Raw genomic sequence first — 16,818 nt, 5'->3', positions numbered from 1 at the left:
TGTCACGCTCACCTTTCTAAAAGATGTAAACGTGCTCAATAAGTATACAGGAGGATATATAAGTTTTGGTAAATTCTTCCGCAAAGAGTGGTAAAACTGTCCGCAATCACTGGTAAAAAGAACCGCAAGGTTGGTACAAATTAAATGCAATAATCATGAATACATAAAAAGGATGTTTATAATACCACTCTCCCCCAAAAAATACTCTACTAACCCAACTCCGTCTCTCGCACCGACTCATTAAAATCTCTGACATTATAATTTGTATGATACTCACTCATAGCTTGTTCGTAATACAAGTCGCCAAAAACTTTATTAACGACGTTGATGCCCATCATACTTTTAATCAACGGATTAAACAGCTTGGTCACACCTATACGATGATTGGATATCTTCGCAATTTCTTTAACAAGATCCGTTGTTCTGATATATTCTGTATTTTGTGGATGGTAATAACCTCGGTCCTGGTTATCAATAACTAACCTTAGAAACTCTGATAAGTTATCTACATGTAACATACTACGTCTATTATCATAATCAGGGAAAAGTGGTGTAACCTTAGCTAACTTAGAAAGTCGTGGATAATTCCCTTTTGATTCATGACCATAAATCATTGGCGGACGAACATAAGCCACTCGAAAATCTTCGGATTCTAATCGCTCTAACTCGCGTTCAGCTTGCAACTTACTATCCCCATAGAAATTATCTGGCTGAGGCACTGTATCTTGTCTAATAGCAGCTTGGTCAGTCCCAAAAACAATCATACTACTCATATAAATAAAATGCCTTACACCTTCTTTTTTAGCCTTGCTGGCCACTTGCACAGTTAGATCACGATTGACAGAATAATACAAGTTTTCTAATGACTTATTTGATTAATTATGTGCTATTCCCGCCACATGAATGATTGAATCATAACCACTCCAGTCGATATCTTGCCACTTATCAGTTTGTAAGGATACCTTATCGACTTGATACTCTTCTGGCCAGAGAGCTAACCATGCTGCAAGCCTATTGCCTATATAACTATTTCTTCCTGTAATTAGAACTTTCTTCATTATCAATTCACCTAACCCAATTTATTTACTAACTAAGACTTACCCCATTATAACAAAATAACTCTGCCCTATGAACGATATACACAATATAAATGACTTACATGTATTATATGTTTCTTACATAGAAATAATAAAAAAGTATTAATGAAAGGATCTCTCTCACCAACACTAACAAAAATTCTACTTTAACTAAAAGCGTTCCACAACACTCATCAAATAATCCTTCAAGCCATCCTTCAGTTCCGGATGTTGTAACCCATACTCGATATTAGCCTCTAACATGCCTAATTTATTTCCTACATCATAACGTTTCCCTTTGAACTCTAAGGCAAAGACACGTTGCGTCTGATTTAAAGTATCAATTGCATCTGTCAATTGTACTTCACCACCTCGCCCTGGTGCTTGCGTTTCAAGAATATTAAATATCTCTGGCTTCAATAAGTAACGACCAATGATGGCTAGGTTACTTGGTGCATCTTCAGGCTCAGGCTTTTCAACAAAGCTGTTAACTGCATAGATTCCCTCTTCTACTTCAGATGTCGGATCAATCACACCGTACTTAGACGTCTCTTCATGGGGTATTGGTATAACCGCTAACGTGGATGCTTTCATCTTGTCATAATTATCAATCAATTGCTTGGTCAAAGGGACATCATCGACCATGATATCATCCCCTAACATGACCACAAATGGCTCATTACCAACGAATGAGCGTGCTTGATAGACTGCATCCCCTAAGCCTTTAGGACGTTTCTGACGTATAAAATGCAGTCGAATTTCCGTGGTTTCTTCCACTAAGGCAAGTAATTCATCCTTACCCGTTTCTTGCAAATTATACTCTAATTCAAAATTCGCATCAAAATGATCTTCAATTGGACGTTTGCCTTTACCAGTAATTACAATAATATCTTCAATCCCTGAAGCAATCGCCTCCTCAACGATAAACTGAATCGTTGGTTTATCGACGATTGGAAGCATCTCCTTCGCAATCGCCTTTGTAGCGGGTAAAAAACGTGTTCCCAATCCAGCAGCTGGAATCACTGCCTTACGTACTTTTGACATAACCATTCTCCTTCTTAATAACTATAAAATAAAGGAACTTCACAAAGAAGAAGCCCCATAAATTAATATTACAAATAAAACTAATTATTATTATATACATCACGTGTGTAAACCTTATGGCTCACATCTTGAATATCTTCGGATATTCGATTCGCTAAAATACTGCTCGTCATTGACTTGAATGTCGCTAAGTCATTAACAACTCGATACCCTTCAAAGTTCTCTTCTTTAATCGTTGGCTCGTAAATAACCACTTCAACACCTTCAGCACGAATCTGCTTCATAATGTCAAAAATCGCTGCTTGTCGAAAATTGTCTGAGTCGGTCTTCATTGTTAAACGATGAATACCGATAACTTTTGGCTCGTGTTTCAATATTTGACTGGAAATAAATTCTTTGCGTGTTACGTTAGACTCCACAATCGCACGAATTAAATTGTTTGGCACATCCTTATAGTTCGTAAGCATCTGTTTAGTATCTTTTGGTAAACAATATCCACCGTAACCAAAAGAAGGGTTGTTATAATAGTCTCCGATACGGGGATCTAGACTAACGCCGTCAATAATTGATTTAGTATCTAACCCCTTAGTCTCAGCATATGTATCTAATTCATTAAAGTAAGACACACGTAAAGCTAAGTAAGTATTAGAGAATAACTTAACCGCTTCTGCTTCGGTTGAAGGCATTAATAATATATCCACTGAAGGATCAACAGCCCCTTCCTTCATCAATTCAGCAAACTTCTGAGCACGCTCGGATACCTCGCCGACAATAATACGTGAAGGATGTAAATTATCATATAATGCCTTACCTTCACGCAAGAATTCAGGTGAGAATATAATACGGTCAGTCTGATACTTCTCGTTAATACGTTTAGTATAGCCTACAGGAATCGTTGACTTAATAATAATGGTTGCTTCAGGCGCATAAGATAATGCATCCTCTAACGCACTTTCCAATGCCTCTGTATTAAACCGATCACTCTCATCATCATAATCTGTTGGTGCAGCAATAACAACAAATTCCGGCTGATGCCCATAAGCATAATCCTTATCAATCGTTGCTTCCAGTTGAAGCTTTCCATTCGCTAGAAAGCCTTCAATCTCTTGATCCTTAATTGGTGACTGTCCTTGATTAATCAAATCAACCTTGGCTTGGACAATCTCCAACGCTCTAACATTGTTATGTTGGGCTAGTAAGACGGCGTTAGAAAGTCCTACGTAACCTAATCCTACGACTGTTATATTCATTATTTGCTCCTCCAAACGAAAAATAATTACTATATTCTATATATAAATAAAACATACAATAATCGACACTCTCTATAATTGTCCTAATTTAAGTGGAATTTATACCATTCTTCTTATAAAAATATATAATACAATTGACTCGCACTTATATTACATAGACTCACTTAATCTGAACGCTAAGGATATACTTAATTAACCTAATGTCAATAATATCTCATAAATCCATTAAGAAAGAAATTTTTATATCAACTGAAAAACTTAAACTACTTATTGATAATTTCTTATAAGAAATTAGCTATTGAACGGCTATAGTCCCAGAAAAACTAGAATTTAAGCTAAGTTAAATGAAAAATGAAAGTACCACTTATTATTGAATGCCATAATGTTATCATTTTGGCATTCAGTATACACATACAAATTGGACAATTCAGTATAGGAAACCGACAGCTTTTAATTATTTAGAATTTGCAGATTTATCTATAATTTTTTTCTTTTATTATTTATATTGATTCTACAAACTTTTAATCTCGATAAACTAAACAGGTTATTATAAAATATTATTTTTTATTGTAATAAGTTACATACCAATCAGTAAACTTTTGTAAGCCCTCTTGAATGCCTGTTTCTGGTTTAAAGCCAATTGCATCTTGTAATTTATCAGTAGATGCATAAGTTGCAGGAACATCTCCTGGTTTGATTGGTTCATATATTTTCTCGAACTCTACTTCTCTACCTAATGAATTACTCAATGCTTTTTCAAGACTTGTAATAAATACCATTAATTTTTCTGGATTATTATTCCCGATATTATAGACAGTATGTGCTGGTCCCTCTTCATTTTTAACAGGCGGGCGACTCATTAACTTCTCAATACCACTAACAATATCATCAATATAAGTAAAGTCACGGTATAGATCGTTTTCAAAGTCTCTATTATTAAAGATGTGAATTGGCTCATTTTTAAAGAACTTATCAGTAAAGCCAAAGTAAGCCATATCAGGTCTACCCATAGGTCCATAAACCGTGAAGAAACGTAAGCCACTCACAGGTATATTGTATAGGTGACTATATGTATGTGCCATTAATTCATTGGACTTTTTCGTTGAAGCATATAATGATACAGGGTTATCAACAAAATCGGTCTCTTCAAATGGTACTTTCTTATTTGATCCATAGACAGAACTTGATGATGCATATAACAAGTGCTCCACTGGATAATGTCTACAAGCCTCTAGGATATTGTAGAAACCAATGATATTACTTTGAATGTAAACATCAGGATTCTCAATTGAATATCGAACTCCAGCTTGTGCAGCTAAGTTAATGACAATATCAAATTGATCTTCTTCGAATAAGCTCATAACAAAATCTTTATCAGATATATCCCCCTTGATAAATTTAAACTTATCTTGAGATAGTAACTCTTTTAATCTTTTATCCTTTAAACTTGGATCGTAATAATCGTTTAGATTATCCAATCCAACCACTGAGTACTGACCTTCTAATAATCGTTTACTTAAAAAAGAACCAATGAAGCCTGCGGCTCCGGTAATTAATATTTTTTCCATATATACCTCCAGAAAGATAAATATTCTCTATTTATCGTATTTTTTTCAGTGGATTCCCTGCATAAACAGAATTAGCTTCTAAATCAGTAGTAACTAATGAATTTGAACCAACTATCGTATTCTCGCCAATCACAATATCACCAATAATAACTGTATTAGTATATATAATTACATTATTTTTTAACTCAGGATAACCAATACTCTCATTTTCCAACGAATGTTTTGTTCCTAATGTTACATTATGGTAAAGCGTACAATTATCTCCAATTTTTACAGCATTTCCTATCACAATGGAAAGTGGATGGGGTAAAATTAAATTTTTCCCAATTTTAACTCTATTGCCAATATGAATTCCATACTTAACTATCAGTTTATTCCATAATAAAATCGAAAGTATTTTATTATTATTTTCTCTAAGCTTTAACAATATATTAATAAGCACCACGGAATTTATATTCGAATAAAATATTACTCTAAATATTTTTCTTAACATTTCTCTCTTACTTTCTAATTTTTTTTATTATTTCTAACACTCTATCATTATAAAATAAATAGTTGATTATAAAAGAAATAATCAAACTGATACAACTGATGATAATAGCTAAATATACCCAACTAAAGAAATCATAGGATTTAACAGTCACAAACAAACTAGCAAGATGAATCAAACACATGGTTACTAAATCAACAATAATTTGTTTTAGAAATAAAGTAGCTGGTCTTTTTAAAATATTGTTTGAAAGATAAATTACTAAATATATTGTTCTAAAACCTAAAGCAATTATCGTCCCAATTGCAACGCCAATTAAACCGTATTTATTAACAATTAAAACTGAAATAACCACATTAATAATAGCTTCTACTATTGCTCCATTTTGTGTTTCTTTAAACTGACCTGCTGCATTGACAAGTAAATAATATGGTAATCGCAAGCAATATAACATTTGTGTCATGGTAATTAAAAATCCGAATACTGGAACATTATAAGAAACATCTTGGACACCAGCAGTATATATTAATATGAACGGGGTAATTAAAACAGAAGTAATACTAAAAATGTTAGTAACTAGTGTATGAATTATCCATTCTATTTTTGAAAAAAATTTACCTAAAGTATTATATTCTTCTTTTGCTAATAAATTTCCAAAGAAAGATTGGATACTACTAGTTAAAGAGCTTATTAATAGCTTTAAGCCGTTAATTACCAAATTATAAACTGAATATATTGAAACAGTTTCTAAGGTTGAGAAAACTGTCAGAACAACTATATCTGTACTATTTGTAATTGTATAGGCAATATGTTGCGCAACACCATTCCACTTCTGTGGAAGAACATCCTCAGTGTGGGCAATCGTCTCAATCATATATTTTTTTTTCACATAAATACTCATAACAATTGGTTTAATTAAAAACATCAAACTAGCCATCGCTCTGACCAAGACTATGGAAAAGTTATTTACAATCAACACTACACTAATGAACGTATATAATATTATTGTAATAATTTGTAGAATAGTATGTACATATGTTTTTTGATCCGCATTCAATAATAACTGATTTATTAAACCGAAATAATATTGACAAAAAAGACTTATAGACATCGCAACTATTAATATAGAATTACTTATAAAATCTAAAGGAGAATCTACTATAATAGGGAATACAATAATTAATACTATAATATAAATCACTAAAATATATGATAATATACGGAAATATTTTTTTGCCGAGGATAACACTTTGCTAAGAAATAAATAGTTATTTTCAGCAATTGGTTTATAAAGTGTAGCTTGAACTACTCCCCCTACACCCAATTCTAAAAATGTTATTATACTTAAAAATTGTGTAATTGAAGAAACTAGTCCGTTAATCTCAGAACCGTAATAAATTAAAATAAATCTTGGTAAAATTAATCCACTTAATATCACTATGACTTGATTTATCAATGATACTGAAGTGTTAATTTTTAACAACTTTATATTATTCATATTCTCTCCCTTTACTTATCGAATTAAAAAGCCAAAAAACTTTTGTATTGTAAAACGATTCACATAGTGCTTTGGTTTTATTTTTAATTTCCTTTTAGGAAAGCCTCCTTTTGTTTTTGTACTAATATAAATAGCTCTATCCAAATTCTTAGATAAGATTTTAATTAGAGATTCATTGGCATAATTCAATGAAATTAAATTTTTTTCTATCATAACATTACTAAACAAATTTAAAGTTTCTAATTCCTTCTCGCTTAATGCAGCAGCAGAACTACTCTTTTTTATTAACTTCAGTTCATCGGATGTTATATTTTGAGAGATTTTACTCCACATTTTTTTTCTGATATCTTGTATCAGATAATTATGATCTTTAGTTCTTTTGTTTGATACTTGCTTTTCATGCAATCTATAAAACAATAGTTCTTCTTGAATATTTGAAAATTCGGTTTTCCAAATTAATCTTGACCATAATTCATAATCCTGAGCTACTCTATAACTTTCATTATACATATTTTCATTTAATAATGATTTTCTTATCATTATACTAGGATGTATCATCGGACTGTTTATGAGTAATTGAGCTTTTATATCTTGGTGTTCGGAATACATTTTTATTTTCTTTTGACTGATACCTATTGACTTAGCATTAGTACCCACAATACCTACTTTCGAATTATTATTTAAAAAAGTAACTTGTTTTTCAATTCTTTTTTCATGTGATATATCATCAGCATCCATTCTTGCAATATAACAACCATTAGATAATTCTATAGCCTTATTTAAATTTTTCGTTAAACCCAGATTTTCTTTATTTTGTATGAATAAAATTCTAGCATCCTGATATGATTCTATTTGACCTTTAATATTTTCATCGGAATTATCATCAATAATTATAAATTCAAAGTTTTTATAGGTTTGATTTAGGATACTCTTAATTGCCTGATCTAGAATTTTAGGTTCCGTATTATAAACAGACATAATAATTGATACTAGTTTTTTTCCCATTTTTTTGTCTCCTATTATTTATTGTGGCTTATATACATATCATTATAGGATATAAGCATTGGTATAAGTAGTATAAGTAGTATTATAGGCGTACCGCCCGTAATTTCACCTTTGTAATTAGCTATCACAAAAAATAAAACTAAACTTATTTTTAGAAAAGGTTTTGTACAATATTTATTAAAAAATGATAAAATGGTTGGGTACAATAAAAAAATATAAATCATACCACCTCTAAACAAATCATTTATATAACCAATATCGGAATGAATATAATTATTACGATAGGTAATTCCACTGAATATATTTTTCCCTAATCCAAATATTATATCGAATCCTTTTGGGAATACTAAATGCTCTCCTATTAATCTTCCAACATTTGTATTTTGAGATGTTTCTCCCGCAAAAAATAATAATATTATTTCTTCTATACCTTCTGTTATCCAAGCAAATCTATCCGGATAAAAATTAAGTATAAACAAAACTGAAATTACAAATATTATTAATGTTCCAAAAGAAAATATAAGTATTTTAAAATTGAATTTTTGTAATGATTGTTTTAAAAAATATATAATCATAATTATTATATAAATATACATTCCTGTTCTACCATTCACAATAGAACTATAAATTAATAATACAGACGTTATAAAATAAAAAAAGCCCTTTCCTTCTGAGTAAAGATATAAAGCTATAACTGAAAAAAATGTTTGTATTAATGGCAACATAAAAGTATACGATGAACCTATCCCATAAATTCTATAAGAAAGAAGATATCTTAAACGTTCTGGAACCCCTTCTTTTCCTCCGTATAATGTAACAGCTATGTTCTTTAAATCAGGCTGTAATTGCATAAACAATATAATAAAAAATTGTATCATTCCAATGAATACTAAATATTTTAATAAACTATAAACATTTTCTGGATGATATAATTTGTAGAACCAAATCACAAGTGATAGATAGTTAATTATTTGCACAATAAATAATCCCAATGGCCAAAGATTCCCCAAATCAAAATCGCCTAAGTTAGTTATGGTTAACTGGATTATTAAAATAAATAGCACTATAAATATTGCGTAAATTTCATTTTTTTTAATCACCCATAAAATATGTTTATTTAACAACACTATATTAAGTGTAGCAAGAAAGAAAACTAATATTGATGTATTAGGTAAAAATGGAAAATATACTGAGAAATCTGGTAAATATATCACAAAAAAAGTATACAAAAAAAGTATTATTTTATTTATTTTTCCCATCAGAAACCTCCTCATAAATCAAAGTTAATTTCTCTGAACTGTTTGCAATATTAAATTTATTATTTACCTCTATTTCACGGCTTCTTTCTTTAGTAAAATACTTCTGAATTTCTTTAGCCCAATTATTTGAGCCAGAATTTAAGTTCAAACAAAGTGTATTATTTGAAATTACACTTTCAAAAGGTACTGTGTCTGAGTAAAAAACTGGTAATCCATTTATTTGAGCTTCAACCATAGACATGCCTAATCCTTCATACTTTGATGGAAAAATAAATATATCCATTGCATTATAAAAATCAGAAACGTTTTCAATATTACCTGTAAATGTGACGTTATCCTTTAACTTCAATTTATTTACTAATTCTTTACTTTCTTGTATTGTATCTCCATCACCAATTAATAATAAAGATATATTATCATTAAATTTCGCCAACTCATAAAAAGTTTCTATAATAAATTCATGATTCTTAACTGAAAAGAAATTACCAACATGACCGATTACTATACTCTTATCTAAGTCATATTGCTTTCGAATTTTTTCCCGTACTTGACTATTAAAGTAAAATAACGAGTAATCAATTCCTACGGAAACTATCATCACCTTACCTGCAATAATAGCTTCTTTTCCAAAAAGCCAATCTGATGCATTTTCGGAAACAGCTACTAATTTAAATTTGTTTCGTAACACATATTTCTGATTCGATAAATGAATTAAATCATGTATTTTTTGAATTTTTCCTTTATTTGCACCCGTACTATGGGAATGTATAATTATTTTATTATAGCCTATTTTTTGAGCAGCTTTTATAGCATAAATATTAGCTAGACTATTTGTATGAAAATGGAATACATCATATTTTTTTTGATTTTTAACCCAAAACCTCTTCCAAAATCGAATATATTTAATTGGATTACTCCTTAAAGTTGTTGGAACCCTTAATATTTTTCCCCCTAACGATAATATTTCTTCATCAAAATCAGACTTTTTATTCGTATGAACTATAAAGTGAAATTGATATTTCAACCTATCTATATTACGATAAACATTCATAATATAAGATTCCATTCCACCTCTATCCATTTTTTCTACATAATGCAATACATATTTCATATATCCTCCAATATATCTCTTAAAACATAGCCTTGAATTTCAACAACATATCATATGAAAAAAAGGCAGAAAAATAATATGGAAGTATTGACAATCTTTTTGTTTCCCAAAATATTCTTAAGCTTATTTCTCTAGCCTTCTTCTTATTATTATTTCTTAAATACTTTTTTATAATTACTTTAGACAAAAATAAACTGAATCCTTTTTCTAGATCTTTATTATTAGAAAAAAAATCTTTATACTTTTCTTTTATTTGTATAGCAGCATCTTCGTATTTATTAATCTGATTAGAGATTTGTTCTCGATTTCTATCATTAGTGTAAATTAATAATGGTGCAGATATAACTCCTATTTTAGCAATTTGACAGACCCTAATCCACAAATCATAGTCCTGAAGTGCACCTAATTTTTCATCAAAACCGTTTACCTCATCAAATATTTCTTTTTTTATCAATACACTTGATGTACTACCTATATGGTTTTTCGAAAATATTTCCCTTGATAAATCACCACTTATTGTAGGTTCGTAAATAAATGAATCATTCGTATCAATATAAAGTTGTTTATTTCCAGTATAAACTAACCCATAATCGTTATCCTTGCTTAGTTCTGTGTTCTGTCTTTCTAATTTATCTTTCGCCCATTGGTCATCATCATCTAAAAAAGCTATATATTCACCTTCAGAATGTTTTACGCCATAATTCCTTGCATAGTTGGCACCTCTGTTTGTTTCATATACATAATATTTTATTTGATTATTTTCAATTGTTTTCATATACAAATCTGTTTCTTTGTCATATCCATCTGATACAACTATGATTTCCGTATTTTTATAAGTTTGATCTAACGCACTATTAATAGTTTTTTTCAAAAGATTTACTCTCTTATGTGTTGGTATTACAATACTAATCATTTTTTTCTACTCCTGTAATATTATGTTTTTTTCTCAAAATAGAATCCGATATGTATTTAAGCAACCATGTTGGCGCTATATACATACCAATCTGAGCAAACGTTACATACAGTAAATCCCATAATGAAGAATAACCTCTACGCCAAAATTTGTAAATTACTTTTATGTAGTTTGAATTATTTGTCCACGACTTCCGCCTTTTATAATTATCTTTGTTTGACCTAAAATATAATAATTCTTTTTGAATGTTTTTTGTTTTACATCCATTTTCTAGCATTCTTGCAAACAGATCAAGATCCTCTTTTCTCAATATATCTCTATATCCACCTACTGCTTGTATTGATGATTTTCGGTACATAACAGTTGGATGATTGAAAGGACTTCTACGTCTAGAAAATTTTAATATTTCTTCATGATTTTCTGGCACTATTCTAATTGATTGAATTTTATCAGGTGATTCAAAGAATTCACTCGTTAAAGTGCCGACAATATCTAGTTCTGGATGGTTGTTAAATTCGGCTAATTGTAGTTCACATCTTTCAGGATAAGATATATCGTCAGTATCCATTCTTGCAATTAATTCAAACTCACAATATTCTAGCCCTTTATTTAAGGCTAAGCCTAACCCAATATTTTGTTCTAATGGTACAATTGAAAATAAATTAGGATTAGATAATTTATATTTATTAATGACCACTTGCAACTCGGATGTTATTTCACCATCTAAAACTATAACAATCTGTTTAGGTAGTATAGTCTGTTGCAACATACTCTCGAGGCTCTCTATTAAATATTCAGGCTTTTCTTTAACGTATAACGACATTAACACACTATAATCTGTTATCACTTTTTCCTTCTCGCTCTCTCTTTTTCAAGTCCTTTTTTGCTTTTTCAATGACACCCGTTCCACCTTCAACGACACCATCACTTCGTAGTACACTAGTGATGGTCCCAAAGATGCACTTCACATCAAACCAAAAACTAATATTTTGTACATAGTCTCCATCCAACTTAGCTTTGATGGGAATAGGTAGTTCATCACGCCCATTAATCTGCGCCCAGCCTGAAAGTCCTGGAAACACTTTATTAGCTCCATACTTATCTCGTTCATCTGCTAAGTCATCTTGATTCCATAGAGCCGGTCTTGGCCCGATAATAGCCATCTCACCTTTTAGAATATTAATTAGTTGAGGTAATTCATCGAGACTTGTTTTACGCAAAAAATGTCCCGACCTAGTGATAAACGATGCTGGGTCATTCAGCATATGAGTTGGTGTATCTTTAGGTGTATCTGAACGCATCGTTCTAAACTTATAAATTTGAAAGAATGTACGATTTTTCCCAATACGTTTTTGCTTAAAGAATACGGGGCCAGAGGAATCGATTTTGATCCATATTGCTAATATTAAGAATAGTGGACTTAGTATGATAATTGCTATTAATGATAAGATAAAATCAATAATTCTCTTTATGATAGTATACATCGTTTACTCCTTATTCTAGAATAATCCAAACCACTTCTTACGAGGTCTCTTTGGTTGAATTGGTTTCTTTATATTCACTCGATCCCCATTAAAGATGTTTCGTGCATTGTCTTTATAGTATTGGACAGTTTCCAGCCCATATTCTTTTTCCAACCGCGCAAATGCAGACTCTACATTCATTGGTCGGTGCTTCATATGATGAACATCTGAAGCTAATATGTGAGCTAGATTATGTTGAATCATTTGTTGACTGTTCACAACCAGTGTCTCACCATAATAGCCTGAGTAACTGGATGTTGTAATTTGCGATAAACATCCCATCTGGACTAGTTCATACAGAAGATGTAGATTACTTGATAACTCATGATTCCTTTCTGGATGCGCAATCACGGGTGTAGTACCATCATCAATTAATTCTTGTATAACTTGCTTTGCATTGGAAGGTACTCTATCAGAAGGAAACTCAATCAGATAATACTTTCCAGCAGCATCTAAGGATAATAATTCCCCATTATACAAATCATCCAGGAATTTGTCGGTTAAACGAATTTCCTGGGATGCATAGACTTTCAGATTCACGTTAGCTTGCTTGTATACTTCTTGTAGAGTATTCGCTGCTTCGAGTACATCGCTCTTGTAATTAATATACTTACCGTTACGATGATGAGGGGTTAGAACCATATGTTCCACCCCTTCATCCACAGCTTGCTTGGCTAATTCAATCGATTGTTCGATGGTTTGAGCCCCATCATCTACACCAGGTATGAGATGAGAATGTAAGTCGATGATCATGCGTCATCATCCTCTAAACCATAGGCGTAGTATCCATACCCTTTGCCTTCTTCAAAGGGCACATTATTAATAACAAAGCCTAATATATTTGCTTTAACATTTTCTAAGGCTTGCTTGGCTTCTCTAACTAATTCTTTACGTGCGAAGTTTTGGCGAGCGACTAAGATCACACCATCGACTCTACTCGAAATAATTTGAGCATCAGTGACTGAATTAACAGGCGGTGTATCATAGATAACCATATCAAAGTTATCAGACAATTCTTGCATTAATCTTGCCATTTGAGGTGACCCAATCAATTCAGCAGGATTGGGTGGCATAGGCCCTGAAGGTAAAAAATATAGTCCTAATTCCTTAGACTTTTGAACCACTTGATTAAACTTTAATTCTGGATTCGCTAGTAGCGTCGTTACACCTTGTTCATTATTCAATTTAAACGACCGGTGAACTGTAGGCTTACGTAGATCGCTATCTACGATCAATACGTTACGACCTGTTTGTGCCATGGTATAAGCTAAGTTAGCTGTGGTCGTTGATTTACCTTCCATCGGCATACTTGATGTAATCGCAATCGACTTGACTTGATTACCGACTTGCGCAAATTCAAGGTTTGTACGTAAGGTACGGTATTGTTCCGAAATGATTGACTTCGGTTCATAATACGTAATTAAAGGTGCACCTAAACGCTGTTCTTTTTCAGCTTTTTTTTGCTTGTTTCCAAATCCAAACATCTCTATACTCTCCTTCTTAACGGTGTATTATCTGATTCAATTCTATAACGGTTTTTCTTGACTTGTGCATTGGTCAATTCATTGATCTCTCCTAAGCGAATCATCCCCATATTAGTAAGGTCATCAACTGACTTCACTCGCGTATCCATTAATTCTTTAGCCAAGGCAATCCCTGCCATAATTATGAAGCCTAATATACCACCAATTAAGGCATAAATAATTAAACTTGGAGATACTTGATTAGGGTTATAAGTTGCCGCTGATACTAAATTAATACTTGAAACTTCTTCTCCATAAAATTCACGTAACGTATTCTCAAATTCAGTAATTACATTAATTACTACATTTTGTGCATCCGTTGGAGAATCCATAATCGCACTAATATAAAACGCTTGGGAATTGGGTGACTGTTCAACAGTTATTGCATTTCTAAGCTCATCAATCGTAAAAACATTTCCTAGATTCTCATTAACACCTTCTAATACCGCATTGCCACTAATAATATCCTTATATGTATTCACTAAGTTTACATTTGTCTGAATCTCAGTATATTGAATGGCTGTGTCTTGGTCACTACTTTGATTTACTAATAACTGTGCCTCTGATACATATTGACGATCAACAAACAACATCATAAAAACAACAGCTAAGACAGCTCCTACCACTGTCATTCCAATAATTCGTGCATAATATTTACGGAGTAATTTCCATAAATCCAATAAACTCATTTCTTGTTCCATTACTTCCTCCATCTTATAAGGCACTCTCATTGGCAAAATCAATGATGTGCTGTTTGATTAATTTCTTATCCATTTGTTTTAATTCTTCAATGAATTCAATTGATTCTTCAATCGGTCTATCAACGACTTTACCAATGAAGATATTTTCATCAATTTGTTCATCTACTAATTCCCCGGATGTTAATAACTCTTCATATAATTTCTCACCCGGTCTTATCCCGGCTTCCACAATTGGAATCTCTGATTCCGTATGCCCGCTAAGTAGAATTAACTTGCGCGCTAAGTCTACTATCTTGACTGGCTCTCCCATATTCAAGATGAATACTTCTCCACCTTCGGCATGCGCTCCAGCGAATACAACCAGACGACTTGCTTCTGGTATCGTCATAAAGTAACGGGTCATTCTAAAGTCTGTCACAGTAACAGGGCCGCCGGCCGCAATTTGCTTCTCAAAGAGTGGGATGACACTTCCTCGACTCCCTAGCACGTTACCAAAGCGAACCGCACAAAAGATCGAGTCACTTTGTTTGTTCATTCCTGTGACGATGAGTTCGGCGACACGTTTTGATGCTCCCATCACATTCGGTGGGCGGACGGCTTTGTCCGTTGAAATCATCACCATCTTACCAACTTTAGCTTGGTCGACGGCTCTAGCTACATTGTAAGACCCTAGAATATTATTCTTTAAAGCTTCTTCTGGGTTCCATTCCATGAGCGGTACATGTTTATGCGCTGCTGCATGATAGACAATATCCACTTCTTCTTCTTTGAATAATTCATAGATTCGCTCATAATCTTGCACATCCGCAATCACAGGAACGAATTCGGTCATCGTATCGAGTTGTTGTAGTTCTTGATAGATTAAGTAGATTGAGTTCTCGCCATGTCCAATGAGTAGGACACGCTTTGGATTAAAGCGACTGATTTGTCGCGTGATTTCTGAACCAATGGATCCACCAGCTCCGGTAATCGCAATGGTCTTGCCTTCAATTTCTTTTCTTAAATGACTTTCATCCAATTGGATTTCTTTTCTTCCTAAGAGATCACCAATATCTACTTTTTTAGGACCATGATTCATTTGATAAACTCCCGTAATGACATCTTCAACTTTAGGCATCTTATAGGGTTTAATATCATATTTGTTGAGTTCAGTAATGATTCGTTCATAATCTTCGGGCGTTAAACTTGGTATGGCAATAATTGCTCGATCGATGTCGTAGTCTTTCTCAATAGCTTCTAATTGTGATAGATCACCCGCAACTTTTATACCCGAGATACTTTTACCTTGTTTTTTGGGGTCTTCATCTAGAATCGCCACTACTTTTGTATCTTGTGGATTCCGTATGTGATTCTCTACGAAGAGTGACCCACCGTCACCTGCGCCAATCACAATAATTTGCTTAATATCTTCCGCTTGGGTACGCCGACTTCGATCTTTCAATAGGTAGATATTCTGCCAAAGTACACGTAAACCAATTCCGATAATTCCAGCTACAATCCCAGAAAGTACCATGAAGCGTAAAGCAATCATAAAGTCGAAAAAGATGGTGATTAAACCACTTAAAGATCCACTCAGTACGAATGCCATGAATAGAGAGAATAAATCTCGTACGCCACTATAGCGATTAATCCGCATATTTAATTTAAACACACGACTGACAATTATATAGATAACAAAAGCTACAATTGTGAAAAGAAAGTACCCTTTTAATCTTGGGCTAATCATATTCCAGTAAAAGATATAGGCGCTCGCTGATCCAATACAAAGACAAATGAAATCTGCGAGTAACCAGACTATTGTTTTTTGAATGTTGTTCATTTTCTCAATCCACTTAACAAATACAGTGGTTGAATTTT

17 protein-coding genes are annotated in these 16,818 nt (G+C 32.4%); all 17 read right to left on the bottom strand.

Annotated features, from left to right (window positions below):
• Positions 1-209 precede the first annotated feature (209 nt).
• The 17 genes from FEZ33_RS07665 to FEZ33_RS07590 all read right to left on the bottom strand — a co-directional run bounded on the left by FEZ33_RS07665 (position 210) and on the right by FEZ33_RS07590 (position 16,780).
• Positions 210-854, bottom strand: coding sequence for a sugar nucleotide-binding protein (locus tag FEZ33_RS07665; protein ID WP_268951516.1), 645 nt, complete (start codon positions 852-854; stop codon positions 210-212).
• 21 nt (positions 855-875) lie between these two features.
• Positions 876-1,058, bottom strand: coding sequence for a hypothetical protein (locus FEZ33_RS12725; RefSeq protein ID WP_235888791.1), 183 nt, complete (start codon positions 1,056-1,058; stop codon positions 876-878).
• A 189-nt stretch (positions 1,059-1,247) separates the two neighbouring features.
• Positions 1,248-2,120: a UTP--glucose-1-phosphate uridylyltransferase GalU gene (gene galU / locus FEZ33_RS07660; RefSeq protein WP_138404816.1), complete on the bottom strand. Its 873-nt coding sequence runs from the start codon at positions 2,118-2,120 to the stop codon at positions 1,248-1,250.
• Positions 2,121-2,200: 80 nt separating this feature from the next.
• Positions 2,201-3,370 (bottom strand): nucleotide sugar dehydrogenase, encoded by a 1,170-nt coding sequence (locus FEZ33_RS07655; RefSeq protein WP_138404815.1) that lies wholly within the window; start codon positions 3,368-3,370, stop codon positions 2,201-2,203.
• 557 nt (positions 3,371-3,927) lie between these two features.
• Positions 3,928-4,938, bottom strand: coding sequence for a GDP-mannose 4,6-dehydratase (locus FEZ33_RS07650; protein WP_138404814.1), 1,011 nt, complete (start codon positions 4,936-4,938; stop codon positions 3,928-3,930).
• 31 nt (positions 4,939-4,969) lie between these two features.
• On the bottom strand, positions 4,970-5,431 hold the full coding sequence (locus tag FEZ33_RS07645; RefSeq protein ID WP_138404813.1) for a serine O-acetyltransferase: 462 nt from the start codon (positions 5,429-5,431) through the stop codon (positions 4,970-4,972).
• Between the two features lie 7 nt (positions 5,432-5,438).
• Positions 5,439-6,926, bottom strand: coding sequence for a lipopolysaccharide biosynthesis protein (locus FEZ33_RS07640; RefSeq protein ID WP_138404812.1), 1,488 nt, complete (start codon positions 6,924-6,926; stop codon positions 5,439-5,441).
• A gap of 15 nt (positions 6,927-6,941) precedes the next feature.
• Positions 6,942-7,931 carry a glycosyltransferase family 2 protein gene (locus FEZ33_RS07635; RefSeq protein ID WP_138404811.1) on the bottom strand — a complete coding sequence of 330 codons (990 nt, stop codon included), beginning with the start codon at positions 7,929-7,931 and terminating at the stop codon, positions 6,942-6,944.
• Positions 7,932-7,945: 14 nt separating this feature from the next.
• Positions 7,946-9,190: a hypothetical protein gene (locus FEZ33_RS07630; RefSeq protein WP_138404810.1), complete on the bottom strand. Its 1,245-nt coding sequence runs from the start codon at positions 9,188-9,190 to the stop codon at positions 7,946-7,948.
• A complete protein-coding gene (locus tag FEZ33_RS07625; RefSeq protein WP_138404809.1) occupies positions 9,174-10,301 on the bottom strand; it encodes a glycosyltransferase in 1,128 nt (375 codons plus the stop codon). The genes FEZ33_RS07630 and FEZ33_RS07625 overlap by 17 nt, the downstream gene beginning before the upstream one ends.
• A gap of 19 nt (positions 10,302-10,320) precedes the next feature.
• Entirely contained in the window at positions 10,321-11,214 is an 894-nt protein-coding gene (locus FEZ33_RS07620) for a glycosyltransferase family 2 protein (protein WP_138404808.1), read from the bottom strand.
• On the bottom strand, positions 11,207-12,061 hold the full coding sequence (locus tag FEZ33_RS07615) for a glycosyltransferase (protein WP_171031327.1): 855 nt from the start codon (positions 12,059-12,061) through the stop codon (positions 11,207-11,209). The genes FEZ33_RS07620 and FEZ33_RS07615 overlap by 8 nt, the downstream gene beginning before the upstream one ends.
• Positions 12,045-12,698: a sugar transferase gene (locus tag FEZ33_RS07610; protein ID WP_138404807.1), complete on the bottom strand. Its 654-nt coding sequence runs from the start codon at positions 12,696-12,698 to the stop codon at positions 12,045-12,047. The genes FEZ33_RS07615 and FEZ33_RS07610 overlap by 17 nt, the downstream gene beginning before the upstream one ends.
• A gap of 15 nt (positions 12,699-12,713) precedes the next feature.
• The gene (locus FEZ33_RS07605; protein ID WP_138404806.1) at positions 12,714-13,490 is read right to left on the bottom strand and encodes a tyrosine-protein phosphatase; all 777 of its coding nucleotides are present in this window, start codon (positions 13,488-13,490) and stop codon (positions 12,714-12,716) included.
• Positions 13,487-14,221 (bottom strand): CpsD/CapB family tyrosine-protein kinase, encoded by a 735-nt coding sequence (locus tag FEZ33_RS07600; protein ID WP_138404805.1) that lies wholly within the window; start codon positions 14,219-14,221, stop codon positions 13,487-13,489. Before FEZ33_RS07600 ends, FEZ33_RS07605 begins: the two co-directional genes overlap by 4 nt.
• Before the next feature lie 2 nt (positions 14,222-14,223).
• On the bottom strand, positions 14,224-14,961 hold the full coding sequence (locus FEZ33_RS07595) for a YveK family protein (RefSeq protein ID WP_138404804.1): 738 nt from the start codon (positions 14,959-14,961) through the stop codon (positions 14,224-14,226).
• A gap of 13 nt (positions 14,962-14,974) precedes the next feature.
• Positions 14,975-16,780 (bottom strand): polysaccharide biosynthesis protein, encoded by a 1,806-nt coding sequence (locus FEZ33_RS07590; RefSeq protein ID WP_138404818.1) that lies wholly within the window; start codon positions 16,778-16,780, stop codon positions 14,975-14,977.
• Between the last annotated feature and the right edge of the window lie 38 nt (positions 16,781-16,818).

It is taken from the genome of Ruoffia tabacinasalis, from assembly GCF_005864045.1.
Lineage (GTDB): Bacteria > Bacillota > Bacilli > Lactobacillales > Aerococcaceae > Ruoffia > Ruoffia tabacinasalis.
The sequence above is the reverse complement of the archived record's forward strand: the minus strand, read 5'-3'. Positions and strand labels throughout refer to the sequence as shown.

Bases quoted from the DNA above. Each gene is read 5' to 3' on its own strand.
- FEZ33_RS12725 (WP_235888791.1), bottom strand. From the start codon at position 1,058: ATGAAGAAAGTTCTAATTACAGGAAGAAATAGTTATATAGGCAATAGG.
- galU (WP_138404816.1), bottom strand. From the start codon at position 2,120: ATGTCAAAAGTACGTAAGGCAGTGATTCCAGCTGCTGGATTGGGAACA.
- FEZ33_RS07655 (WP_138404815.1), bottom strand. From the start codon at position 3,370: ATGAATATAACAGTCGTAGGATTAGGTTACGTAGGACTTTCTAACGCC.
- FEZ33_RS07650 (WP_138404814.1), bottom strand. From the start codon at position 4,938: ATGGAAAAAATATTAATTACCGGAGCCGCAGGCTTCATTGGTTCTTTT.
- FEZ33_RS07645 (WP_138404813.1), bottom strand. From the start codon at position 5,431: ATGTTAAGAAAAATATTTAGAGTAATATTTTATTCGAATATAAATTCC.
- FEZ33_RS07640 (WP_138404812.1), bottom strand. From the start codon at position 6,926: ATGAATAATATAAAGTTGTTAAAAATTAACACTTCAGTATCATTGATA.
- FEZ33_RS07635 (WP_138404811.1), bottom strand. From the start codon at position 7,931: ATGGGAAAAAAACTAGTATCAATTATTATGTCTGTTTATAATACGGAA.
- FEZ33_RS07630 (WP_138404810.1), bottom strand. From the start codon at position 9,190: ATGGGAAAAATAAATAAAATAATACTTTTTTTGTATACTTTTTTTGTG.
- FEZ33_RS07625 (WP_138404809.1), bottom strand. From the start codon at position 10,301: ATGAAATATGTATTGCATTATGTAGAAAAAATGGATAGAGGTGGAATG.
- FEZ33_RS07620 (WP_138404808.1), bottom strand. From the start codon at position 11,214: ATGATTAGTATTGTAATACCAACACATAAGAGAGTAAATCTTTTGAAA.
- FEZ33_RS07610 (WP_138404807.1), bottom strand. From the start codon at position 12,698: ATGTATACTATCATAAAGAGAATTATTGATTTTATCTTATCATTAATA.
- FEZ33_RS07605 (WP_138404806.1), bottom strand. From the start codon at position 13,490: ATGATCATCGACTTACATTCTCATCTCATACCTGGTGTAGATGATGGG.
- FEZ33_RS07600 (WP_138404805.1), bottom strand. From the start codon at position 14,221: ATGTTTGGATTTGGAAACAAGCAAAAAAAAGCTGAAAAAGAACAGCGT.
- FEZ33_RS07595 (WP_138404804.1), bottom strand. From the start codon at position 14,961: ATGGAACAAGAAATGAGTTTATTGGATTTATGGAAATTACTCCGTAAA.
- FEZ33_RS07590 (WP_138404818.1), bottom strand. From the start codon at position 16,780: ATGAACAACATTCAAAAAACAATAGTCTGGTTACTCGCAGATTTCATT.